At 36.7% G+C, this 24,130-nt stretch carries 19 protein-coding genes, 1 tRNA gene and 2 pseudogenes; 8 read left to right on the top strand and 14 right to left on the bottom strand.

Going from position 1 to position 24,130, the window contains the following annotated elements; translation table 11 throughout:
* Positions 1 to 14: 14 nt before the first annotated feature.
* Positions 15 to 1,688 carry a glutamine--tRNA ligase/YqeY domain fusion protein gene (locus tag HX13_RS04620; protein ID WP_050020463.1) on the bottom strand — a complete coding sequence of 558 codons (1,674 nt, stop codon included), beginning with the start codon at positions 1,686 to 1,688 and terminating at the stop codon, positions 15 to 17.
* Positions 1,689 to 1,979: 291 nt separating this feature from the next.
* Here HX13_RS04620 and HX13_RS04615 point away from each other — a divergent pair, with 291 nt between their 5' ends.
* Positions 1,980 to 2,975: an alpha/beta hydrolase gene (locus HX13_RS04615; RefSeq protein WP_050020087.1), complete on the top strand. Its 996-nt coding sequence runs from the start codon at positions 1,980 to 1,982 to the stop codon at positions 2,973 to 2,975.
* Between the two features lie 407 nt (positions 2,976 to 3,382).
* On the opposite strand, the pseudogene menC reads toward HX13_RS04615, so the two are convergent.
* Both menC and fbp read right to left on the bottom strand, forming a co-directional pair.
* A pseudogene (gene menC / locus HX13_RS04610) lies at positions 3,383 to 4,389 on the bottom strand (o-succinylbenzoate synthase).
* Positions 4,389 to 5,405 carry a class 1 fructose-bisphosphatase gene (gene fbp, locus HX13_RS04605; RefSeq protein ID WP_050020086.1) on the bottom strand — a complete coding sequence of 339 codons (1,017 nt, stop codon included), beginning with the start codon at positions 5,403 to 5,405 and terminating at the stop codon, positions 4,389 to 4,391. The pseudogene menC and the gene fbp overlap by 1 nt, the downstream one beginning before the upstream one ends.
* A 324-nt stretch (positions 5,406 to 5,729) precedes the next feature.
* On the opposite strand from fbp, the pseudogene HX13_RS04600 reads away from it, so the two are divergent.
* The 3 genes and pseudogenes from HX13_RS04600 to HX13_RS04590 all read left to right on the top strand — a co-directional run bounded on the left by HX13_RS04600 (position 5,730) and on the right by HX13_RS04590 (position 9,014).
* A pseudogene (locus tag HX13_RS04600) lies at positions 5,730 to 6,969 on the top strand (aspartate kinase).
* A gap of 22 nt (positions 6,970 to 6,991) precedes the next feature.
* Positions 6,992 to 8,833 carry a lysophospholipid acyltransferase family protein gene (locus tag HX13_RS04595; RefSeq protein ID WP_050020085.1) on the top strand — a complete coding sequence of 614 codons (1,842 nt, stop codon included), beginning with the start codon at positions 6,992 to 6,994 and terminating at the stop codon, positions 8,831 to 8,833.
* A gap of 108 nt (positions 8,834 to 8,941) precedes the next feature.
* A tRNA-Phe gene (locus HX13_RS04590) sits at positions 8,942 to 9,014 on the top strand.
* 252 nt (positions 9,015 to 9,266) lie between these two features.
* Here HX13_RS04590 and HX13_RS04585 read toward each other — a convergent pair.
* The 10 genes from HX13_RS04585 to HX13_RS23415 form a co-directional block, all read right to left on the bottom strand.
* Positions 9,267 to 9,686 carry a hypothetical protein gene (locus tag HX13_RS04585; RefSeq protein WP_050020084.1) on the bottom strand — a complete coding sequence of 140 codons (420 nt, stop codon included), beginning with the start codon at positions 9,684 to 9,686 and terminating at the stop codon, positions 9,267 to 9,269.
* Positions 9,687 to 9,953: 267 nt separating this feature from the next.
* Complete coding sequence (locus HX13_RS22420) at positions 9,954 to 10,094, bottom strand: hypothetical protein (protein WP_157837408.1); 141 nt, start codon at positions 10,092 to 10,094, stop codon at positions 9,954 to 9,956.
* A 22-nt stretch (positions 10,095 to 10,116) separates the two neighbouring features.
* The gene (locus tag HX13_RS04580) at positions 10,117 to 10,614 is read right to left on the bottom strand and encodes a hypothetical protein (RefSeq protein WP_050020083.1); all 498 of its coding nucleotides are present in this window, start codon (positions 10,612 to 10,614) and stop codon (positions 10,117 to 10,119) included.
* A gap of 296 nt (positions 10,615 to 10,910) precedes the next feature.
* Positions 10,911 to 11,027 (bottom strand): hypothetical protein, encoded by a 117-nt coding sequence (locus HX13_RS25950; RefSeq protein ID WP_316931261.1) that lies wholly within the window; start codon positions 11,025 to 11,027, stop codon positions 10,911 to 10,913.
* 46 nt (positions 11,028 to 11,073) lie between these two features.
* Positions 11,074 to 11,673 (bottom strand): LytTR family DNA-binding domain-containing protein, encoded by a 600-nt coding sequence (locus tag HX13_RS04575; RefSeq protein ID WP_316931237.1) that lies wholly within the window; start codon positions 11,671 to 11,673, stop codon positions 11,074 to 11,076.
* A gap of 73 nt (positions 11,674 to 11,746) precedes the next feature.
* On the bottom strand, positions 11,747 to 13,066 hold the full coding sequence (locus HX13_RS04570; protein WP_050020082.1) for a RagB/SusD family nutrient uptake outer membrane protein: 1,320 nt from the start codon (positions 13,064 to 13,066) through the stop codon (positions 11,747 to 11,749).
* A 10-nt stretch (positions 13,067 to 13,076) separates the two neighbouring features.
* Positions 13,077 to 16,409 carry a SusC/RagA family TonB-linked outer membrane protein gene (locus HX13_RS04565; protein ID WP_050020081.1) on the bottom strand — a complete coding sequence of 1,111 codons (3,333 nt, stop codon included), beginning with the start codon at positions 16,407 to 16,409 and terminating at the stop codon, positions 13,077 to 13,079.
* Between the two features lie 6 nt (positions 16,410 to 16,415).
* On the bottom strand, positions 16,416 to 19,001 hold the full coding sequence (locus HX13_RS04560; protein WP_050020080.1) for a zinc-dependent metalloprotease: 2,586 nt from the start codon (positions 18,999 to 19,001) through the stop codon (positions 16,416 to 16,418).
* Positions 19,002 to 19,113: 112 nt separating this feature from the next.
* The gene (locus tag HX13_RS04555; RefSeq protein WP_238555031.1) at positions 19,114 to 20,217 is read right to left on the bottom strand and encodes a histidine kinase; all 1,104 of its coding nucleotides are present in this window, start codon (positions 20,215 to 20,217) and stop codon (positions 19,114 to 19,116) included.
* 166 nt (positions 20,218 to 20,383) lie between these two features.
* Positions 20,384 to 20,698: a hypothetical protein gene (locus HX13_RS23415; RefSeq protein WP_238555030.1), complete on the bottom strand. Its 315-nt coding sequence runs from the start codon at positions 20,696 to 20,698 to the stop codon at positions 20,384 to 20,386.
* 230 nt (positions 20,699 to 20,928) lie between these two features.
* Here HX13_RS23415 and HX13_RS23410 point away from each other — a divergent pair, with 230 nt between their 5' ends.
* From HX13_RS23410 to HX13_RS04540, 4 genes are read left to right on the top strand one after another with little or no spacing between them, the layout of a single operon-like run.
* Complete coding sequence (locus HX13_RS23410) at positions 20,929 to 21,540, top strand: thioredoxin family protein (RefSeq protein ID WP_238555029.1); 612 nt, start codon at positions 20,929 to 20,931, stop codon at positions 21,538 to 21,540.
* Entirely contained in the window at positions 21,437 to 22,108 is a 672-nt protein-coding gene (locus HX13_RS23405) for a hypothetical protein (RefSeq protein WP_238555028.1), read from the top strand. The genes HX13_RS23410 and HX13_RS23405 overlap by 104 nt, the downstream gene beginning before the upstream one ends.
* On the top strand, positions 22,108 to 22,728 hold the full coding sequence (locus HX13_RS04545; RefSeq protein ID WP_050020079.1) for a DUF3575 domain-containing protein: 621 nt from the start codon (positions 22,108 to 22,110) through the stop codon (positions 22,726 to 22,728). Before HX13_RS23405 ends, HX13_RS04545 begins: the two co-directional genes overlap by 1 nt.
* Positions 22,729 to 22,732: 4 nt before the next feature.
* On the top strand, positions 22,733 to 22,939 hold the full coding sequence (locus HX13_RS04540) for a hypothetical protein (protein WP_050020078.1): 207 nt from the start codon (positions 22,733 to 22,735) through the stop codon (positions 22,937 to 22,939).
* On the opposite strand, the gene HX13_RS04535 is transcribed toward HX13_RS04540, so the two are convergent.
* Positions 22,940 to 24,130: an exo-beta-N-acetylmuramidase NamZ domain-containing protein gene (locus HX13_RS04535; protein ID WP_050020462.1), complete on the bottom strand. Its 1,191-nt coding sequence runs from the start codon at positions 24,128 to 24,130 to the stop codon at positions 22,940 to 22,942.

The following is a 24,130-nucleotide window of genomic DNA, read 5'->3' as shown; positions in this document are numbered from 1 at the left end:
CTATATAAATATTTTTACTCCGGCTTATAAGAGTCTTTTAAGGTCACAGTTCTGTTGAATACAAAATTTGTATCCGTAGAATCCTGATCCTTCGTAAAATATCCTATTCTCTGGAACTGAAGAGGTTCCCCTACCGCAACATCTTTTAAAGACGGTTCAGCAAAGCCCTGAACTGTTGTTACAGATTCAGGATTAATAAAGTTTAAGAAGTCTACATCTTTTTCCGCATCCGGTTGTTCAACGGTAAACAGTTTATCGTAAATTCTTACTTCCACCGGAATCGCATGTTTTGCGGATACCCAGTGTAAAGTTCCTTTTACTTTTCTTAAACTTTCTTCTGTACCACTTCCTGACTTACTTTTTTCATCATAAGTAGCATAGATGGTCGTGATTTCTCCGTTTTCATCTTTCTCTACCCTTTCCGCCTTAATGATATATGCTGATTTTAGACGGACTTCCCCACCCAGTTTCAGTCTGAAGAATTTATTGTTCGCTTCTTCTTTGAAGTCTTCACGTTCAATATATAATTCTCTGGAAAAAGGGATTTCCCTTGTTCCTGCATCTTCCTGTTCCGGATTATTTTCGGTCTCCAGCCATTCTTCCTTATCTTCAGGATAGTTCTCTATTATTAATTTAACAGGATCTACAACCGTCATTACACGTTTTGCTACTTTATTCAGGTCTTCCCGTACGCAGAAATCGAGCAACTGGATTTCGATCAGGTTTTCTCTTTTTGCTACACCTACTTTTTCAATAAAGTTCCTGATAGCCGTGGGAGTAAAGCCTTTTCTTCTCATTCCCGAAATCGTAGGCATTCTCGGATCATCCCATCCTGTCACTACTCCTTCTGCTACAAGCCTTTGCAGCTTTCTTTTGGAAGTGATCATATAGGAAACATTCATCCTTGCAAACTCCCTTTGTTTTGGAGCGACTTTGGATTCGTCATACACCTGCTCCAGATACCAGTTATAAAGAGGTCTATGATTTTCAAACTCCAATGAACATAGCGAATGAGATACCTGCTCCAGGTAATCCGATTCACCATGAGCCCAATCATACATAGGATAGATCTTCCACGCGGTACCTGTTCTGTGGTGGGGCCTTTTCAGTATTCTGTACATCACAGGGTCACGCATATTCATATTAGGCGATACCATATCGATTTTTGCACGAAGTGACATTGCCCCTTCCTCGAATTCACCGTTTTTCATTCTTTCGAATAAATCAAGGGATTCTTCAACAGGACGGTTTCTATATGGAGATTCTATTCCCGGCTCTGTAGGATTCTTTCTTTGCTCTGTAATAACTTCAGACGGCTGCTCATCTACGTAAGCTTTTCCTTCTTTAATCAATTGCACTGCCCATTCGTAAAGCTGCTGGAAGTAGTCTGATGCATACAATTCCTTATCCCACTTGAACCCAAGCCATTCAACGTCTTTTTTGATAGAATCTACGAATTCCTGTTCTTCTTTTTCAGGATTCGTATCGTCGAAACGAAGGTTTACGGGAGCATTGTATTTTTCACCCAAACCAAAATTGATGCAGATGGCTTTTGTGTGCCCTACATGCAGATATCCATTCGGTTCAGGGGGAAAACGGAAACGAATCTGATCTCTTTTCAGTCCGTTTGCCAAATCATCTTCTATAATTTGCTCAATAAAATTGAGTGATTTTTTTTCTTCTTCCATTAAAGTTGCTTTTATTTTATGCAAAAAAAGTGGTACAAAGTTACGGAAAAATAAATCTTTATGAAAGTCATAATTTAAAAGCTTATTAATTGCTAATTCAGTATTTTTCATTAATTTAGAGCAAAACTAAAAACCACTGTAACAAATTAAAAATCATGGCTGTTTATATACTAAGCAATCGGAAGATTGTACGTTATAAAGGAGAAAGGGTCGATTCTTTTTCCAACGACGAATACTCAATCCCCAATTTCAGGATTGCTAAATGTAATTTCGACAATTACAAAGAACCCAGTGCCCAGGCAAAAAAAAAAGAAAGATTACACCAACAGGAATATTCTAGATTACAAACTTTTCTCCGAACCCGAAAAACAAGGATACCAGGAAGTACTTGACGTTTTACTCAGTGAAAAAGGCATAAAACCATCAGTATTAACAGCCAATAATTTAGGTGGAACACAACGGATGTTCTATGAATTATACAAAAATATGTCGTCAGCAAAGGACAGAAGTGATGTATTAATTTTCATTCATGGCTATGCCTATACGTTCGATGATGAGTTAAAAGCTATAATTGATCTGAAAAAACTCTTCATTGACAATCCAGCTTCTCCCGTAGAACATATCCTTTTTGTAAGCTGGCCGGCCTCCAGCAGCCTTGTTCCGCTGACTTATTTTGATGACAAGGCATCAAGCATTAATTCCGGAACCTCATTATTAAGATTATTCTATTTCTACACTCAGTTCCTAAAAGATATTTTTTCCAGCCGCGACCTGGCCCCATGCAATCAAAGGATCCATATTATGGCTCATTCTATGGGAAACAGGGTACTTCAAAGCATGCTGTACAGTCTTAAAAGCGAAAACATCCTACGGGTAATTGATCAGGTCATTCTGCTGAATGCCGATGTTACCTATAAAGTATTTGAAGACTCCGAAAATTCATTTAATAAACTACCTTTATTGGCTAACCGGATTTCTGTTTATCTGAACAGGCAGGATGTTATTCTGGGGATTTCACAGTTTACCAAAAATATCCTTACCCCAAGACTTGGTAAAAACGGACCCAGCAATATTGAGCCATTTAAAGATATTGTTTCCATTATTGATTGTACGTTTGTAAAAGACGACCTTTTAAACAGCTTTAAATTTGAAGTGGGAAATCATTGGGGATACCTTTCAAGTTCGCAGGTTCAAAGTGATATTTTCCAAAATTTATACGGAATAGATAGGAATTTAATCACCAATAGAATCAAAAATAACGAAAACATTTTCACAATTATTGCTTAACAATGACGTAAAATTAGCTTAATAAAGTTAACCGTATGTTAAATTTATTCTTGCCTATGAGACTGGCACAGAGATTGCCAATTCATAAACAAGGGAATTACAATTTTTTTATCATGAAACAGATTAAAAAAAAGCTTTCTCATATCGTAAAATATATCAAGAAAGCGATTTTCGTAAAAGATGTGATTTAAATAAGGGACAATAACTTATAAAATTATAGATATCCGAGCCTAGCATTACTACTTCAGCTTATTACCGTACCGGAGATTAATTCCTACAATTCTATTGCAGGAATTAGTTCCTAATGCTCATTCCATGATAAATGTTTGATTAGCTGTATGAACTGAAGCCGGATCAGGCAACAGAGTGCTGGACATTGGAATAATCTTTAATCCTGGTTATGTTGCTTATTTTCTGAACCACAACAGCTCGTTTCTGAGTTCAAGATGTGATTCAAAGTTATTGACAAATAAAGCTCCGGTACCTAATCCCTGAGGCATCGGATTTTTTTTTGGTAAAAGTATACTGGGCAATAGCATTCAATCCTATATTACTTTCCAGTGCAGAGGTGATCCACCAGCCAATATTCTGTTTTTCGGCTAAAGAAATCCATTCATCTGAACCGGAAAACCCACCCACTAAAGCTGGTTTTAAGATAATATACTGCGGTTTTATACATTCTAAAAGCCTTTTCTTTTCTTCTGCATCAACTATACCGATCAATTCTTCATCCAGAGCAATCGGCGTAGGCGTGGTAGCACATAATCCGGCCATATCATCCCAACGTCCAGCTTTAACAGGCTGTTCAATGGAGTGAATATCCAAATCTGCCAGTTGCTGCAAAACAATTACCGCTTCATCTTTGCTGAAACCTCCATTGGCATCAACACGCAATTCCAACTGATCTTTAGAAAACTTTTTCCTTAATTTCTGAAGGATAATATGTTCTTCTTGCCAATTGACTCCTATTTTTAATTTAATACAATGGAACCCTTTTTCCAGTTTGTCCTGAATCTGTTCTTCCATATATCCGGCATCACCCATCCAGATCAGACCATTGATGGTAATGGCGGATTTTCCCTCCGTAAATTCGCTCGGAAAATATAGGTTGCCTCCGTTTTTTAAATTTAAAAGAGCCTGTTCATATCCAAACCATATTGATGGGAAATCCTTTAATTCCTCTTTTAAGTAGGCAGAATCTTGTGTAATATTGTTACAAAGCCATTTTAACCGGTCTTCATAGTCTGGTCTGTCATCAAAACTCAACCCTCTGAAAATTGCACACTCTCCTGTTCCTTTCTTACCCTCTTCTGAAATTTCCAGAATGAAAGTTTCCTTATCAAACAAAAACGCCGCGAGATGTTCCACTCGGGCGCTTAAATTGTAATAAGTATTTAAAATATGATGCTTTCATTATTTTACGCTGTCAATACGCATAAATTCTTCTGCTTTCTCTACCATTTCAATGCTGCCGCAGAAAAACGGAATTCTCTGGTGAAGTTCTGTAGGTTCTACTTCCAAAATCCGTCTGAATCCGTCTGTTGCTTTTCCACCAGCCTGCTCTGCAAGGAATGCCATAGGATTACATTCATATAATAATCTTAGTTTACCGTTCGGAGCCTGCGAATAAGAAGGATAGATATAAATTCCTCCCTTCAGCATATTTCTATGGAAATCCGCTACTAAGGAACCAATATATCGGGAAGTATAAGGGCGGTCACCTTCTTCCATCTGGCAGTATTTAAGGTAATTCTTTACTCCCTGAGGGAACTTGATATAGTTTCCTTCATTGATGGAATAAATTTTTCCGCTTGCCGGAAACTTTAAATTCGGGTGAGAAAGATAGTAGGTTCCCAAGGAAGGATCCAGCGTAAATCCGTTTACTCCGTTACCCGTTGTATACACGATCATTGTTGAAGAACCATAGATAACATATCCTGCGGCAATCTGATTCACTCCTTTCTGTAAGAAGTCTTCCAGCTGTACCGGAGTTCCCGGTTCAGTAACTCTCCTATAAATGGAGAAAATCGTTCCTACGGAAACATTGACATCAATATTTGAAGAGCCATCCAAAGGGTCAATCAATACGACATATTTACTTAAATGCCCGTTTTCTCCGCATTTGATATCGATAAAGTCATCATTTTCTTCTGATGCGATACCACACACCACTTCTCTTTGGGAAAGCGCAGTAATAAATATTTCGTTGGCAAGAACATCCAGTTTCTGCTGCTCTTCTCCCTGAATGTTTTCATTTCCGGATTTACCTAAAATATCGGCAAGCCCGGCTTTATTTACTTCTCTGTTTACCACTTTTGAAGCCAACCTTATAGCACTTAGAAGACGGGAGAGTTCCCCTGTGGAATACTGAAAATCTTCCTGTTTATCAATAATAAATTCTCCTAGCGTCTGTAATGATTGATCTGACATATTTTACTTTTTATGTTTTCCCCAAATTTCGGAAAATTTATCACATTAGGAAAATTTAATTATAAAAGAGATTAAAGACTGTATATCAACACAATACATATAAAAAATTCTCATTATGTTGAATAAAGACAGATAAAGATATCTTCAGATTTGTTGTCTGAGGTTAGCAAAACCTCAGATTATGTGAGGAATTATTGGATTTTAAGGAAATCTTAATTTCATCGGATTATCAGGCTATTTCATATCTCGTTGTAAATTTATAATTTTGACGTCCGTAAAAAACTCATGTAATTTTTATCTAACAATTTTATTTTTAACAATTTAATGAAAATTTTCAAGTTTGGTGGAGCGTCTGTAAAGGACGCTGACAGTGTGAAAAATGTGTCCATGGTTTTAAAAAGCCAGGGATTTGCCAAGTGTTTGCTGGTAATTTCGGCAATGGGCAAAACGACAAATGAGTTGGAAAAAGTTGTAGAACTTTATTTCAAGAAGGATAACTATCAAGCTGAGATTGAAAAGATAAAACGAAAACACATTGAGATTGCGGAAGGACTATTCCCTGAAAATCATGCGGTTTTTGCGGAAATCAATCTCTTTTTTGATGATATCGACTCATTTTTAAGGAGAAATAAATCTCCTAATTATAACTTCGTGTATGACCAAGTGGTGAGTTGCGGAGAAATGATTTCAACAAAGATTGTGAGTGAATACCTGAATGAAATTCAGTTTACCAATCAGTGGCTGGATGCCCGGGATTATGTAAAAACAGACAGTGCATACAGAGAAGGGATTGTGGATTGGGTGAAGACCGAAGAGTTTATTTCCAGTTTAAATCCCGAGATTTGCTATGTTACTCAAGGTTTCATCGGTTCGGATGATAATAATTTCACTGTAACATTAGGAAGGGAAGGATCAGATTATTCTGCGGCTATTTTTGCGTATTGCTTAAATGCAGAAGCCATGACGATCTGGAAAGATGTACCGGGAGTAATGACAGGAGATCCGAGAAAATTTAATGATGTATCTCTTCTCTCCCATATATCTTATGAAGAGGCAATTGAAATGGCTTATTACGGAGCAAGCGTCATCCACCCGAAAACATTACAGCCCTTACAGCAAAAAAACATTCCTTTTTATGTAAAGTCTTTTGTAGATCCTACGAAAGAGGGAACTAAAGTAGGGGCTTCAGAAAAGAATCAACAGGAAGAAACTTATATTTTAAAAGAAAACCAGGCTCTGTTAAAAATTTCTACAAGGGATTTTTCTTTCATTGCAGAGGATCATATGAGCTTAATTTTCGGGTATTTATCCAAATATAAAATCAAAGTTTCCCTGATGCAGAACTCTGCTATCTCCCTGGCCTTATGCCTGGAGGATAAGTTTAATCACCTTGAGGAACTTAACGAGGAGCTTCAGAAATTTTTTAAAACTGAAGCAATTAAAAAATGTATCTTTATTCACAGTAAGAAATGCGAAGATGGATCATATTGATAGATTTTACCAGGAAAAAAATGTATTATTGGAACAAATTTCCAAGAATACACTTCAAATGGTAACACAATAATATTAATTGCGACTAAACACACATGAGTTTAATTTCGAAAAACGATCTGATCAAAGCTTCCGGCTTAAGTAAACTGGGGTTCCTAAAGAATCCTGTAGCATCTGCTGTGATGAGCGTTGCTAAAATAAATGAAGTAAATAAATTATACGATAAACTAAAAGACAAGGAAGGTAAAGACTTTTTCGACTCATTTGTGAGAGAAAGAAATCTAAGCTATGTAGCTTTTGAAGAAGATTTAGCGAAGATTCCTAAAACAGGACCGTTTGTTTTGGTTTCCAATCATCCGCTGGGTGCTATTGACGGGATCCTGATGTGCAAAATTCTTACAGAGGTTCGTCCTGATTTCAAGGTAATGGGTAATTTCCTTTTGGATAAAATCAAGCCCATGGCTCCATACGTAATCGCTGTAAATCCGTTTGAAAACAGAAAAGAAGCTTACAGCAGTTCTTCGGGCATGCGCGAAACCCTCAAGCATTTACAAAACGGAGGCTGCGTAGGTATTTTCCCTGCAGGAGAAGTTTCCAACAAAAACAATCCTTATGGGGAAATCTTAGATAAAGAATGGGAAAAAACGGCACTTAAGCTCATCAGAATGGCTAAAGTGCCGGTAGTTCCTATGTATTTCCATGCCAAAAACAGCCGTTTGTTTTATCAGGTTGCTAAACTGCATCCGAATTTACAGACCCTGATGCTTCCTGCAGAAATGATGAATGACAGGGAAAAACCCATCAGAATCAGAATCGGGCGACCAATCGCCGTAAAGGCAATGGACGAAATGGAAACCATTGAGGAGCTCGGAGAATTCCTGAAACGTAAGGTATATATGATGAAATCTTATTATGAAAAGAGAAAATCCCTTGCGCAAAGCATTAATCTTCAGAATCTATCCGTAAAGTTTCCTTTATTAAAAGAAGAAAATATTGTTCAGAACATTATTGATGAAACTCCTGTAGAAGACATTATCAAAGACGTTGATAAACTGAGAGGAACGGATAAAATGTTGTTCAGCAACGGAAATTATGAAATTTACTTTACTACTTATGAAGAAATCCCTTCTATTATGAGGGAAATCGGACGCCAGAGGGAACTTACCTTCCGTGCAGTAGGTGAAGGAAGTAACCTTCCGTTCGACCTGGATGAATATGACAAGCATTACCACCATCTTTTCCTTTGGGACAATGGCGAGAAAAAACTGGCAGGAGCCTACAGAATGGCACTGGGCAGAGAGGTAATGAAAAGATACGGCATCAAAGGTTTCTATACAAGTTCTTTATTTGAATTTGAACAGGACATCCATCCTTTCTTTAAAAAGGTAATCGAAATGGGCCGTGCCTACATCTGTCAGGAATATCAGCAGAAACCTCTTCCGCTTTTCCTGTTATGGAGAGGAATTGTACATGTCTGCCTGAGAAATCCTGACCATAAATTTCTGATGGGAGGAGTAAGCATCTCCAACAAATTTTCAGAGTTTTCAAAATCGCTGATGATTGAATTTATGCGTTCCAATTATTTTGATTCCGCAGTGGCTCAATACATTACCCCAAGGAATGAATACAAGGTCAAATTGCGCGACAGGGATAAAAATATCTTCTTTGAAGAAATGGAATCCGACCTGAATAAACTTGACAAGATTATTGATGATCTTGAACCGGAATTAAGATTGCCTGTTCTGATCAAAAAATACATCAAGCAAAATGCAAAAGTGATTGCTTTTAATGTAGATCCTAATTTCAATGATGCAATCGATGGATTGATGTATATCCGGATCAGTGATCTTCCGGAAAACACCATTAAACCGGTATTGGAAGAGATGAGCGAACAAATCAGAAAAGAACAGGAAAATAATACAACTGAGAATCAGTAAGTTTTAGCTTTACTCAAAAAAAGTGCGATGAATACTTGCTTTGTATACTAAAACTTGCTACTTTTGCATCACTTTAAAACAACGAAGTAAGACAAACAAAAATATAATGGTTTCTTAGCTCAGTTGGTAGAGCAATGGATTGAAAATCCATGTGTCCCTGGTTCGATTCCTGGAGAAACCACTTGAAAACCTCTGATTAGTCAGAGGTTTTTTTGTTATAGGATAATTACTACATTTTCGGCTTCCAACTTACCCTGGATAGCAACATTATCACAGTAGGAATATTAATTCCTCTATCAACATTTAATTTAGTCGTTTCATTTAATAACTTCCGCCTTTACTTTACTTTCGGCATTTACTTAGTTTCTTGTGGTGTTGTAATGTTTCAGGAAGATGAATAGGTTATCAATTATTAACCTATACTCCTCTATCACTAATCTACCCAAGTTTCAAATGGCATATTTAAATTAAGAGCATTTTGAAATAAATTTCTTAATTCTATAAAGTAGTATTTTAAAACTTCTTTATTATCATCATAAAATTCACCTCCGATACTTAATATTTTTAAATACTCTGTACTTTGGTAATAAACAGTATTTTCAAAGTTATTCTGTCCACCATATTTTTGAAGAATAGAATTAAAGAATTCATTTTCCAGTGTAGGAATAACCTGACTATCAATAAAGTTTATTGCCTCTTGAATATCTGCAGTTACAAAATGAGCTATATCATTATCACTAGTATAAATTCCTTCGGAAATATTGTAACTAACCCGATATGCCCATTCAGAAAGGGTGGCATCAAAAACTTTTTTATTTCGTTGATTATCAATCTGTGTAGAATAATACATCATTAAAGAGTATGTTCCAAAATCGATTCAACAAATGAATTATTTTTTAATTCAAAATATATTTTTCTTGTTCTCATTTTTAGACTTTCAAAAGAAACTTTTGGATGAATCAAAATTACCCATTCAATGTCTCAAAATTTACTCTAGACTTTTCCCACATATCCCATATTTACAGATATCCCAGGTTATTTCTCAGATAGGAAAACTTTAATTTCCATTTTTTATTCCTTATATTTAATCTGTACGGGATGTTTTCAAAGAAAAATCAACTTATGAATTCTCTGATAATGACTGATACTCTGCCCACATTGCATTAACTTTTTCCTGATCAAATATATCAGTTACGTATCTCCCTTCGGGTACCAGTAATTTATATTGGGCATCAATATATTCCATAAACCCATCATCCATAGATGGTAAACTAAAATCTACACTAGCGGGATCTTTGCTTACTTCGTAATAAAAATTTATCTACGCTTACACTTAAGTATCCTTCAAAACACTGCACACTACCCTTTGACAAAAGTCTGTAAGCAGATTCATATGGGTGGGGCAAATGAAAATAAGGTTCAAAAACAGTTGGATATTCTGCCCTTAATATATTCCAGTAAATGTAATAATACAGATATAAATAATCAAAGGATCTATGATCTATATTGATGGAAACTCCTTCAAGCAGGTTGAGCCTGTAAAAATCTATATCCAGTAATTCTTTTCTAAGTTCAGGAAATAAGATCCGGATCAGATCATTTCGATCTTTATACCGCATGAGGTTGTATGAAAAATCAAAATTTAATGTTTCGCACCATTGTTTCATGGTATTCAGATAATTCTTAAACAAAAGGATATTGCTGGGACCACCATTCATATCGGGATTTTTCTGGGCTTTAAAGACCAACAGTTCTTTTATAAAGTCTTCGTTTATTTTCATTAAGGTTATATATTAGTTAATCTCTTTTACTAATCCATCAATGTTATTGAATAATTAAATTGCTCAAAATAAACTTCATAAATTTATAATTTGTACAATATATTTTCTAAAACCATCACTAACATTATGATTAGCTATCTTAACATTGTATTTCCGAACAGGATTAAATGTATAATTTTATTGTAAAGTTAATATTATAATTATCAGTATATTCATTATTTTAAATATACCTAAAATTGAAGTAAATGTTAGTTTTGTATTGATGATAAAATCCCGAAGACCGTTTCAGGCCTTTTTTAATTTTTCAGCCAGTTCAGACATTCAGTAATCTGCATTTTACTGATAAACACCTCATCGCTCACTTCAGGCTTGGGAGAAAGTTTTAATTCTACTTTTTGGCTTGAGTGTTTGATAATTTCTGCAATTGCTTCTTTATTGATGATAAACTTCCGGTTTACCTTAAAAAAAGACCTGTGGATTCAGTTTCTGAATAATATCCTTAATTGTATCATCATAAATATAGGTCTGATTATCCATTGTAGTAAGGAAAAGGTATTTTCCGGAAGCAAAGAAATAAGCGGTATGATGTTCGTCTATAGATTTAAGCTTATTGCCTTCTCTTACCATGAACCGTTTCATGATTTCAGAGCTCCTATTCTGTAAGGTAGATATTGATTTCAGGGTAAGTTCCGGATCAAAATTATTCCTGATGGAAACAAATTTCTGTAACGCCTGATGGAGATCTTCCTCTTCAAAAGGTTTCAGGAGATAATCGATTGTAAAATGTTTGAAAACCCTCATTGCATATTCATCAAATGCCGTAATAAAAATAACAGGGGTAAACAATTCTACCTGCTCAAAGATTTCCAGACTCATCCCATCCCCTAAATGAATATCCATAAAAATAAGATCAGCGGAGCTGTTCCCGAAGAATTCTATTGCCTGCTTTTTAGAACGAAGAATTACGATTTCAGTGACGGGGACAATGTCTTGTTTATCTAAAAGGCCTTTCAGATAATTAACAGCCAGCAATTCGTCTTCTATAATGGCAATTTTCATAACCTTACAAAAATACAAAAAAACCGCCAGACCGGTTAAATTCTGGCGGTTTCAGGAATGTTAATATGAAATTTTATAAATTAGGATTGTTCTTTTTCGCACTCATCGGATATTCTATGGTATATCTTGGATCATTTTGCTGGAGAATATATTCCTTACCATTAATCATATGGCTTATTTTTTTCTGGTTTGTCCTTCTTAAATCGAACCAGCGTTGTCCTTCTAAGGCGAATTCCCTGTATCTCTCATCCATGATGAAATTCATGAACGCTTCCGAATTCATTGAAGACATTGCATTTTGCACAGCAGTAAAACCGTCCGGTGTATATCTGTTCTTCAAAACTTTAAGAAGTGTTTCTTTAGCTTCGCTCATTTTATTCAGCTTTACTAATGCTTCAGATTTTATAAAATACTGTTCTGCCGTTCTGAAAGACACCCTGAAATCCGAGCTTCCTCCTTTAATGACCTTGTATTTATTCCCATTTTTTTCAAAATAGATTCCAAACCTTTTGTCTGTAGAGCTATTGTATGATGATAGCAGATCCTGAGACACAAAACATAGGTTCTTAATAGAATTATCCCATGTATTATCCAAAGCCATAATAGATTCGGGAGAGGCATAATGGTTGGGAACTGTATTCGCTGTATTCAAATCCGTCAGGTCTCCTTTTACAACCAATACCTCATCAGCATAGTATAACGCCTTGCTCCAGTCTCCTTCATAGAGAGCAATCCGTGCCTGGAAAGCCATTAATGCTGTTTTTGAAAATCTATAGTTGACACCCACTGACTGTTTTTGCTCTACCATAAGCCCCTCCGCTTTTTGAATATCCGCATGAACCTGCTGATAGACTTCCTGTACAGAAGAAGGCTTTAGCACCTGCTCAAGGTCAATTTCCAGACTGACAGGCACTCCCCTGTCTGTAGAAGCTGTAGCACTGTTGTATGGCTTCCCGTAGAGGTTAACCATATCAAAATATAAATAAGCCCGGAGTGCATAGGCTTCTGCAAGAATTTGATTTTTTTCGGGAGATTCTTTCATCGTCTTACTGCCTTCATTGATGATCTGATTCAGATAAAAATTCACGGCATAAAAACTTACCCAGGGAAACTCCGTGGATGAGGAATCGTTATTGGAGTCTTTCCACATCGCAATTTCACGGTAAGAAATAAAATCCATTCCGTTTTCATCAAGATTCACTTCATCAGTACGAAGTGCTGTCAATGATTTATGAACCGGGTATTTTGAGTAAGCTGATGTAAGTACTTTACGGTAATCTTCAACAGTAGCAGGAATGATTTTCCCTTCAGGCTGAATATCCAAAAAACGGTCACAACCTATATGAGTAAAGCTAATGACTGCTAATGCTATGAATGTAGTTATTTTTCTCATTTTTCAAGTTTTAAAAAGAAACATTAAAGCCTACTGTAACTGATTTGGTAATAGGCTGTGCATAAATATTACCATAGGTTTCCGGATCAAAATATCCTTTGTACCCGTTACTGAATACAAACAGGTTACGTCCTTCAATACTCAGCCTAAGACTGCTGATCCCCATAGGACTTGTAAATTCCTTCGGGAGGGTATATCCCAAACGGATACTGCTGATTCTTACATAGCTGATTTCCTTTGCCCAAACATCAAGCAGGCTGTAAGCATTGGAACGGTTTCCCGCAAACCATTTGTTTGCCATCCATCCATTTGGGTTAGTCTCCATATCCGGGCTTGTAATTCCCGGAAGAGAAGAACCAGCTTCGTAGATATCCCGTGTGTAATTTCGCCCTCTGTCTAATTCCATTCCGCGGTAGGAAGGTGTTCTCATTACAGTCTGCTTCAGATTGACCGTTGCAGAAACAGTCAGGTCAAAATTGTGTATTTTAAAGGTATTGATGATCCCTCCTGTAAATTTCGGGTCTCTATCTCCCACGTATGTAAAAAGATTTCTCAGTTCAGCATTTGAAAGTTTTGTATCTACAAGCTGCCCCGGAAGAAAATCTTCGTATACATCATATAATTTGAAAAACTCTGCTGCCGATACTTTTTCATCCCCTTTCCAGAACATTGGATTTCCGAATTCATCCATTCCCGCTGTTTTCAAAGCGAAAACAGCATTTACCGGAAGACCTTCCCTGGAAGGAAGCAAAGAATTGTCACGAGGCTGTTCACTTAATACTGTACTTTTATTATGGGCAAAGTTAATAGTAGTGGTCCATTTGAAATGATCCTTATTGATATTTCTTGTAGACAATGCCAACTCAAAACCTTTGTTCGTTAAACTCCCCCAGTTCATCATTGTATATTCAAATCCTGTTTCAAGCGGGGTTTCTTTCATACTGATCATATCCGTTCCCTTTCTATTGTAAATATCTGCGGTAAGATTGATACGGTTTTGGAACAATCCTAAGTCAACACCAAAATTGACGTTGGTTGTTTTTTCCCAGCGAAGCTTATCGTTCGGAGGGCTGATTACATTGATAATTCCTTCTTTCATCCCCGGGAGAATCGTTGCGTCATTATATTCTCCAATAAAGAAAGGTGAAGTATTACGGTCAATATTTCCCTGAAGACCATAGGAAGCCCTGAATCTAAGATTAGAAATTGCAGAAATATTTTTCATAAAATTCTCTTTGGTCACCAGCCACGATCCTGAAACAGCCCATATTGGCAGGTATTTATACTTTTTATTAACCCCGAATAGGTTGGTTCCATCATATCTTACACTTCCGAAAAATGTATACTTCTGATCATAGGTGTAAGAAGCAGTAGCAAACATAGAAGCATATGCATTCTCTATTGGCGGGTTTTCACGATAGGTTTCATACCTTTTGTCCGCTGCAAAGCTTGAATTCGGAAAAACAATTGCTGTAGCCCTTCTCGTTGCAGGATCATACCCGAATGCTCTTGTAACCGTAGTATTATCTTCTGTTTTACGGATTTCAGTTCCTGCCATTAAATCAATTTCATGCTTTGAATTAATTTTGGTACTGTATGTTCCCTGTAATTTCCAGTTATACTGGAAGAAATCATTATCCCAGTTCTGTTTTACCGCACCGGCAGGTAAGAAATAGTGGTATCCCCCATCTTTATAATAGCGGGTATTTTCCTTCATTTTCCTGGTAAAATACGTATTCTCAGCAGCATACTTTTCGGTTTTATTGGCATCATACTGAATACCTAACTGAGAAGTGAATCTCAAATTTTTTGAAGCCTTATATTCTAAATCCAATATTGCCTTCAATGAGTTGTTTTTCAGGGTATAGCTGGTATTTTCCCTTTCTTCCAGGAAATTAAAAGGAATATACCGGTCATCAAAACCATCCATATCTCTGTCATACCTGTAGCTTCCGTCCGCATTGAAAGGAGTCAGGTAAGGATTGGCATTCCTTGAATAATTTACAGGATTAATAGACGCATCAGCATCCGTAACAAATGACTCACGCTCACTTTGGGTCCCAAAAACAGAGATTCCTGCGTTTAGTTTATCGCTTAATTTATAGTTGTTTTTCAGGGTCAGATTATAACGCTTAAAACCTGTTCCTATCGTTGTACCTTCTTCATCATAATATCCTAATGAGAAGTAATAGTCTGCACGGTCACTACCTCCTGAAACACTCAAACCGTACTGCCTGTTGATGGCGTTTCTATACAATAATTTTCCCCAATCCGTATTGCTATTCCTTAAACCATCTATCTGCTGGCGGGTCATTGAATTCAATGCATCCAAACCACCATTTCTGAAGGCATCAAGTTGCCCGTTTTGAGTTAAAATTCTCATCACTTCCCCTTTATCAGCGCGATAGGTTAAATCGGTACGTCTGGCAAGCATCAGTTCAAGATCAACTTTCTCCGATGCATTTAGGAGATTAAGCTTGCCAAAATCAGGGCGGGCAGTTACAAAGGTATCTGCGGAGAAATTCAATTTTAGACTTCCTTTTTTCCCTTTTTTGGTTGTAATTGAAATAACCCCGTTTGCTGCTCTTGCTCCATAGATTGCAGTAGCTGCAGCATCTTTAAGGATGGTTATATCTTCAATATCATTAGGATTCAGTCCTGCAATAGAAAAATTCTGAAGCTGGTCAATATTATCTTTATCACTGAAATTAGGAACATCGTTTCCTTCTAAAGGAAGCCCGTCAATCACCCATAACGGATCCTGCGGACCGGATAAAGAAGCTGTTCCACGGATTCTGATTTTTGCAGGACTCCCCGGGGATCCTGTTTCAGGAGTAACCGCTACCCCCGCGATCTGGCCTGACAGCATCTGATCTACACTTGCAACCCCGGCCTGGGTAATTGCATCCATTTTAACGGTAGAAACTGCTGAAGTCTGCTTACGCTTTTCAATCTTCTGATATCCGGTGATGATAACTTCCTGTATTTTATTTTTATCTGAAACTTCAGGAGTCAGCCTTATCATATAATTGGTTTTCCCTTCACTGATCTGAATGGTCCTGGACTCATATCCCGGATAACTCACCAATACTGATCTGGTATCTGCAGGAACTTCCAGAATAAATTTCCCGTCCTTATCGGTTACAGTACCCACAGATACGCTTTCAATAATCCCGTCCAGCTCGGTTTTAGTAGACACAGATTGTGTTTCAATCTTTATAGATGCTCCTGTAATGACAGCAGAGGTATTTCCATCTTCTATTTTTCCGGTAATGGTTCTCTTTTCCTGGGCCAGTGCAACCTGAGCCGCCAAAAGAGGTAAAAGTATTAGAGATTTCTTCATAGTTGATTATTTTTTTAAAGCCTCTTCAATTCGAATGATTAAGTCTGTGTAATGAGCCCTGGAAGCCTCATCTCCTTTGTATCTGGTCCTGTTCAGCAAGTCCAGTACTTTTTGCAGCTCTGCCCTTTTATAAGTGGTTACTTCAGAAACCCTTTTCATGGATGAATAATTAATATTTCTGAGATTCTTATCTGCTTCGTGATAATTGCAGATCAACGGCATATTCAGTGTTTCACTGGTTTTCAGGCTTTTCACAGCTGTTTTTTCAAATAGTTTATTCACTGAAACAATCAGGGCATCCACATAATTTTTCTGTGTCATCCTTTCAAGAATTGTAAGGCTTCCTCTTTTATTAAAAATGGCACTTCTTACCTGGTCAAATAGGTTTTCCACCGTATAGATTTCTTCTTTTGAACCTGAGACTTCATGTTTCAATTCATTTTCAAGTAATCTCAATAGCCTGTCGTCCACAAACAAAGAATAGATATTGGCATACTGCATTCCTCTTGCTAAAGTGTATGGAGTCTGCTCAAATGGCCCCATTGGTGAATTTTTAACAGGATAGGTTTTCTCAGTAATCGGATTGAAGAATAACCACTCCGGAAGATTAATTGAATTTGTAATCAGATAATCTACTGCCCTTCTCTGGGTTTCAGCAGGCACTGCTTCATATGCTTTTTTCTTATTACCAAAAACCGTGTTATTCAGGTAAATTCCTCCTACATTCGCCATGACATGACCTGTATACAGATCCCATTGCCCGATAGCCCCCAAATACAGTTTGCCCGCATCTGTATAATCTTTACCGTCTTCATAAGCCCATTTTAAAAGGTTATTGACTACTACCTTCAGGTTTTTCATTCCGTATTCACTGGCTTTCATTGCATCATCACCCAAATCTTCCGATTGTGAACGCGGATCGATTGTTTCCAGGTAGTTTTGCTGTTCACCATAGAAATACATAGGATCATCCTGGTGCTTTTCGATGAGGCTTCTTAATGCTTTTTTTTCGGAAAATTCATCCGGATACCACCTATATCCCCATTCTATGGCATATTTGTCATAAATACCGATTTTAGGGGTAATGGCAGTAACACCATCTTCTGGTTGAGCCACATAATTATAACGTGCATAGTCCATGATGGAAGGAGCCGTTCCCCCCATTTTATCTGTAAATTCTTTTGAACGAAGGGACTCTACCGGAAAGGCAAAGGAGGCTCCCATATTGTGTTTCAATCCGAATGTATGTCCTACTTCGTGGGATGATACAAACCGGATAGCCTCTCCCATATGCTCATTGCTGAATATATTTCCTCTTGCTTTGGGATCTATAGGCCCTGTCTGGATCCTCATCCATTCCTGGAGGGAAGTCATCACATTGTGCCACCAGATGATATCCGCTTCGATAATTTCACCACTCCTCGGATCCACTACTGAAGGCCCCATCGCATTTGATTTAGGAGAAGCAGCATACGTGATTACCGAATATCTTACATCATCAATATCAAAATCTTCGTCTTTTTCATCCGGCATTCTGGCTATTATGGCATTTTTGAAACCTGCCTGCTCAAAAGCGACCTGCCAGTCGTGGACTCCCGCAATGATTTTTTCACGCCATTGTTTTGGGGTTGCCGGGTCAATATAATAGACAATCGGCTTTTTAGGCTCAACAAGTTCTCCTTTTAAGTATCTTTCACGGTCTTCATCTTTAGGTTCCAGGTTCCATCTGGTAATAAAGAACTTTTCATCCATTCTTTGCTGCTGATCATTAAAGGCCCAGTGTTTTTCGCTGAAAAATCCCACTCTCGGATCGGCTATTCTCGGTTTCATCGGGGTTTCAGAAAGCAGTACAAGATTAGTGGTTACTCCTAAGGTCACCGGCAGATCAACACCTCCTTCGTTTACAGAAGTGGTTAATTGGGATTTAACAACAAGGTTCTTAGGAAATGTCTTTACGCCTTCGATATAAGAAAGGCTTGATTTCACTGATCCACCAAGACCTACGTTCGCCAGAACGTCATTAAAGCTTTTCTGGTTACCATCAAAGACTTTATTCACTTTAATGGCTACCGACGTAGAATCATTGTTTTGAGCTTCAATATCAAAAACTTCAATGACAGATTCTGAAAAATTGTCTTTTACAGATTTTGTAATAGCATCATTTTTAGGAGAAGACACTTTTGCCACTGAAGTTTTAACCCAAACTTTTCTGGCTACCGTATCCCGGTGAAAGGAAATCACTTTATTTTCGTAATTCATCCCTTTATTCAACCCTGCTTCATTCACCTGCATAGGGACCTGGGAGAGTTTGTTGACAACCAAAAACTGACGTCCCATTAAAGTATCAGGAATTTCAAAATAAACATCTGTTTTTACCTGAATTGTATTGAAAAGCCCTTTTTTATAGGTACCTTTCTTGATCAGGTCTTCAATTTTTTTTGTTTTTTTTGATGATGAAAGTTCTGTCTTTTCAGTTTTTTCCTTCGTTGTTTTTACAGTGTCCTTTTTCTGTGCCAGAACTGCCGGCGATGCCATAGCAAGTCCTAAATACAGAGCCAGTCTGTAATTCTTCATTACAATAATCCGATTCATTCCAAATAGTAAATATCTTAGTTTCAGCGGGCAAAGCTATAGGTATACAAAATCATATAGATCATATTAGGGAGTGAAAGGTGATTTTTCGGGAGTGAGTGGATTTTCAATTTCACTTCATTAGCGGCAAAAAACATATGAAATATTCACCATCTACAGAAATATTAAGAGAATTAATCCTAAAATATTCATAAATTTGAGTTAAATAATTAATTCCAAACTTCTCTCCTTGCACAAGTTCTGTTTTAGGCTGCCAGGTATTTTTCACAACAATCCCGTTTTCTTCAATACTAATGATGATTTCCAGCGGGTGATCTATGGTGGCAACATTATGTTTTATTGCATTTTCCGTAACGATTTGAAGTGACAGATAAGGAATACGTTTTTCCAGGCTTTTGGAATCATTAATAATGACTTCGAATCTCAGTTCCTCATCAAACCTGCTTTTCAAAAGCTCCATATATTTCCGGATAAAATCAATTTCTTTCGAAACCAAAACAATATTTTCTTTTGGAGGTACAATAAGATATCTGTAGATCTTGGAAAGATTCATGGTAAACTTCTGAGCATTCTCCTTATTAATTCCAATGAGCATATATAAAGAATTCAGGGAATTGAACAGAAAATGCGGATTGATATTATTTTTAAGCTGCTGAAGCTGGTTGATTATTTCCGCTTTATGCATTTTTTCATTTTCAATCAATAACAGATTCTTTTCTGATTGAATTTTTTCTTTTTCCTGGTAAGCAACATTGGCAGCTCTTTGAAATAAAATAAAAACGGTTACAATAAGAAATAAAGCCGCCAGAAAAATATAGGTTGTATAGGTTTTAATCTTATATACATTTTCATCGATGATGAAATTGACATGGTTCACTACTGTATATCCTTCAAAATTATCCGTTTTTAATGGTTTTATGAAGCGGGTGACTTCTACCCCAAGATATTCAGAAGTGGCAGTTCCCTGGGTATATCCGGTCCTGCTTGTACTGCATACAGTGTCTTTTGGGTTAATATCTGTAAATTCAAAAATATTCTTTCCTAAATATTTCTTCTCAGGATGGGTAATGCAAATGCCTTCTTTGGTGAAAACATACGCATAGGTATTAGAATTTTTATCTACATTGATAAAATACTGGTGAAGGTCATCCAAACTTACTGTAGATCCATAATACAGGACATTTTTATCAGGTAAAATCAGAGAATCATAGCTCACCCAAAACAAACTGTCTTTATGGGTAACCAAAATATCCCTGAAATCTCCAGCCCCATCATTTTCTAAAGTAATTGTTTTTTCTATATCCTTCTTGTTCCTGAAAATGTCTGATAAAAAACCATCTCTTTCAGATTTTCCAGCTGCTTTATTTTCATAGTAATACCAGCTATCCGTTAATAGATTGCGTTTTTTTATTCAGGTCATTCAATACCGAGGAATAGTCTTTATAATTTTGTAAACCATCTTTCCGGATCAGTGCCCGTAACAGATATTGATAGTCTTCAATATTTTTGAATTCTTTTTCTATAGATTCATATTTCCGGAAGAACGTCTTCTTAGCAAAGTCTTCTGTATTTTTCTGGCTATCACGGGTGATTAAAAAACTCAGAATAGCCAATGCTGCCACAGCAATTAAGCAGGCAGATAAAGCAGTAATATAAATAGATTTCCGGGATAAGGCGTGTTTAAAATTAATCGTCAAGATTCTCTAAATTGTTGTATTACTTCCACATATAAATAAGCAGTTGCAAAATTATAACAAAGTATTGAGGACTATAAAGTGAATTATTTTTTATCACTGTAAACATTACTCATTTACAACAATTGCTGTTTGATAGTCTTAAAATTAGTTAATATAGCGGTATCAATTGCAGATTGATCTTTTTATATTTTGAAAATTAATTATCTTCGCCTACAAATCTTATTTGAAAAATGAAGAAGCTCATCTCCGGGATATCTATTTTTTGTACTGTAATCGTCTCTGCCCAAGAGTCCATCCAATTTCAGGAATTACCATTCAAGGATATCATTGCAAAGGCTAAAAAGGAAAAAAAACTGGTCTTTATTGACGCCTATGCTTCCTGGTGCGGACCGTGCAAACTGATGGAAAAAAATGTTTTCACTCAGAAATCTGTCGGAGAGTATTATAATACCAACTTTATCAATGCAAGATTTGATATGGAAAAAGGAGAAGGAAGGGATATTGCTGCAAAATTCGGGGTGCGATCCTATCCTACTTATCTTTTTCTAAATGGTGAAGGCGAGCTGGTGTCACGAAATACCGGTTATATGGAAGAAAGTATGTTCATCGCTATGGCGCAGGACATCAATTCCCCGGGTAACAAGAAAGGATCTCTGAGAGACCGGTTTACCAGCGGAGAAAAAGATCCTGAGTTTCTGATCAATATTATGAAGTTAAACTCTTCTTCAGACTATGATTTTGCCAAGAAAGCTTCTGAAAGATATTTCGAAAACAAAAAAAAAGACGGAAGAGCTTTCAAAAGAGGAAATTGGTTTTCTTTTATATTTTTTAAAATCAACTGAAGACAGTAATTATGCTGCCTTCACTTCCAGAAAGGCTGAAATTATTAAATACCTTCCGGAAGAAACCTATAAAGAATTTGACGCACAGCTGAAGTTATCCAAAATAGTGGAGCAATCCATTGATGAAAAAAACAAAAGGATCAATGAAGAATATTTCATGAAATCTGCCATACCATTGGTAGGACAACAGGCAGCCACAACAAAACTTAATCAGACAAAGCTTGCGTATTATGAGCAAAACGCCAATTTCCCGGAATATGAAAAGGCAGCCTTAGAGTATTATAAAAACGCTGATGCATTCGAACCTAATGAACTTTTAAGAGCTGCTTGGGTATTCGTTGATCATATCAAAACACCAGCTTCATTAAAGAAAGCTACAGAATGGGCAGAAAAATCTGTTATGAGGGGAGAGACATCTGAAAACACTTATATTCTTGCAAAGCTTTATTTTCTTACCGGCAATAAAGAAATGGCAAAAAATTACGCAGAAATGGCAAAAAATATAGCTGTTCAGAGCAACAAGGACTCCAAACTGGCGGAAGAACTATTAAATAAAATAACACATTGATGAAATACAAATTATTAACAGGAAGTATCCTGACCCTTTTAACAATAGGAACCCTAACTGCTCAGGAACAGGAAAATCAAAAGAGCTTATACATAAAAGGGAATGCATTATTTGCACCAATAGGAATACTAAATATTGGGATAGAAAAACAAATAAAGCCTAAGTACACCCTTCAGGGAGATATCTTTATCTCACCATGGAAATCTTTTGCAGGGCATAAATTACAGATTTATTCCGCCTCCATAGAAGGAAGATATTATTTCAAGGAAGCTTTTAAACATTGGTATATAGGAGCTAATATTGGTCTTTCTGCTTTTAATCTTCAAAAATGGAATTATTGGAGCGGCACCTATGTTACCAATGAAGGAGAATTCCTTGATAGTTCTAATCTTTATCAAAAAGGATTTTCAATTATGCTGGGGGTAACAGGAGGTTACCAATTCCAGTTATCTGACCGTTGGAATCTTGACGTTTACGCCACAATAGGTACATCTCAAGGTTTTTACAAAGGATATGATAGCACTACCGGAAAACGCTATGATGGAACAGATGGTGTTAACAGAAGCGGAGAAATCATTCCTTACAGGGGAGGCATAATGATCTCTTATAAATTAAAATAATACAATGAAGTTATTAGGAAGAAATCATATTATCATTTCAGTGATCACATTTGTGATCCTTTTTTTAATGAATTATATAGGGAATGATCTGCCTGATAAATTACAACGAGCCCTGCTTACTGCTTTTGCAGGGGTGATTGGGCTAACAGTTGGGCTTTTCATTTTAAATAAAGGAAAAAATGATAAAAACCCGCCTCAAAATTTTGATTAATCAGTCTTTATAAATAACGTATCGGGTTCTTATTTTTTCAAAATTTTCCAGATCTTTTTTCCATGAAGATTTAATTTCCGGAATCGATTTGCCAGCAATAATTTGTTTCCTGAGCTCATCGGTTCCGGCTAATGTATCAAACCATAGGTTTTTCAAAAAGAAATCCTGTTGAGGGTTTTTATAGGCTTTATAAGCTTTTATTACCCACTCAAGGTTTAATTCTCTTAAATCCCCGGGATAGTTGGAAAGATTTTCTCCAAAACATAATTTTCCGTTCAGGAAAGGATCCTTAGCTCCAAAATTAGGCCTTGGCGTAAACTGATAAGGCAAACTTTGTGTCCATGGAGAACCATAAACCTGGAAAGGCAAATCTGTACCTCTTCCTACAGAAACCTGGGTACCTTCAAAGAAGCATAAACTTGGATATAAGTTAATCGATTTATCGTTAGGCAAATTTGGTGATGGCCTGTCTGACATTGCGTAACGCTCTTTTTTATGATAATTCTTCATCGGAATAAGGGTGTATTTTGCCTGTACTCCATTTTTCAGCCATTTTTCTCCGTTCACCATTTTCCCATATTCCCCTATCGTTAACCCATATACTACAGGAACTTCATGCATTCCCACAAAGCTGGACCACTTTTTCTTCAGAACCGGCCCATCCGTATAACCATCATGCGGATTAGGGCGGTCAAAAACCATAATTTCAACATTATTTTCAGCACCGGCTTCCATTAAATAAGACAAAGTAGAAATATAAGTATAGAATCTTACCCCTACATCCTGGATATCAAAAACAACTATATCGATATCCTTTAATTGCTCGGGTTTCGGCTTTTTGTTGCTGGCATATAAAGAAACAATCGGGATTCCTGTTTTCACATCCACGCCATTTTTCACTTTTGCACCGGCATCAGCATCTCCTCTGAAACCATGTTCGGGGGCAAAAATAGCTTTAACCTTAATATTATTTTTAACTAAAAAATCTACTACATGGGTTTTGTCACTCATCAACCCCGTCTGATTGGTAACCACCCCTACTGTTTTACCCTTTAACAATGGTAAATACAACTCTGGTTGATCTGCTCCGGTTTTAAAATCAGATTGAATTTGAGAATAATATTGGTTGAATACTCCTAAAAAAATTAGGCAAATCAGAAGTAAATTTTTAATTTTGAAATCTAAATTCAT

Source organism: Chryseobacterium sp. P1-3, assembly GCF_000738495.1.
GTDB classification, from domain to species: Bacteria; Bacteroidota; Bacteroidia; order Flavobacteriales; family Weeksellaceae; genus Chryseobacterium; species Chryseobacterium gallinarum.
This window is presented reverse-complemented; position numbering and strand designations above follow the sequence as displayed.

What these genes read in the sequence shown, in the direction of transcription:
- HX13_RS04585 (WP_050020084.1), bottom strand. Translation starts at nt 9,686, where the DNA reads ATGATGTATTATTCTACACAGATTGATAATCAACGAAATAAAAAAGTT.
- HX13_RS04560 (WP_050020080.1), bottom strand. Translation starts at nt 19,001, where the DNA reads ATGAATCGGATTATTGTAATGAAGAATTACAGACTGGCTCTGTATTTA.
- HX13_RS04575 (WP_316931237.1), bottom strand. Translation starts at nt 11,673, where the DNA reads ATGAAAATTGCCATTATAGAAGACGAATTGCTGGCTGTTAATTATCTG.
- fbp (WP_050020086.1), bottom strand. Translation starts at nt 5,405, where the DNA reads ATGTCAGATCAATCATTACAGACGCTAGGAGAATTTATTATTGATAAA.
- HX13_RS04540 (WP_050020078.1), top strand. Translation starts at nt 22,733, where the DNA reads ATGAAGTTATTAGGAAGAAATCATATTATCATTTCAGTGATCACATTT.
- HX13_RS04595 (WP_050020085.1), top strand. Translation starts at nt 6,992, where the DNA reads ATGAGTTTAATTTCGAAAAACGATCTGATCAAAGCTTCCGGCTTAAGT.
- HX13_RS04565 (WP_050020081.1), bottom strand. Translation starts at nt 16,409, where the DNA reads ATGAAGAAATCTCTAATACTTTTACCTCTTTTGGCGGCTCAGGTTGCA.
- HX13_RS04620 (WP_050020463.1), bottom strand. Translation starts at nt 1,688, where the DNA reads ATGGAAGAAGAAAAAAAATCACTCAATTTTATTGAGCAAATTATAGAA.
- HX13_RS04570 (WP_050020082.1), bottom strand. Translation starts at nt 13,066, where the DNA reads ATGAGAAAAATAACTACATTCATAGCATTAGCAGTCATTAGCTTTACT.
- HX13_RS22420 (WP_157837408.1), bottom strand. Translation starts at nt 10,094, where the DNA reads ATGGATGATGGGTTTATGGAATATATTGATGCCCAATATAAATTACTG.
- HX13_RS04545 (WP_050020079.1), top strand. Translation starts at nt 22,108, where the DNA reads ATGAAATACAAATTATTAACAGGAAGTATCCTGACCCTTTTAACAATA.
- HX13_RS04580 (WP_050020083.1), bottom strand. Translation starts at nt 10,614, where the DNA reads ATGAAAATAAACGAAGACTTTATAAAAGAACTGTTGGTCTTTAAAGCC.
- HX13_RS23410 (WP_238555029.1), top strand. Translation starts at nt 20,929, where the DNA reads ATGAAGAAGCTCATCTCCGGGATATCTATTTTTTGTACTGTAATCGTC.
- HX13_RS04535 (WP_050020462.1), bottom strand. Translation starts at nt 24,130, where the DNA reads ATGAATTTAGATTTCAAAATTAAAAATTTACTTCTGATTTGCCTAATT.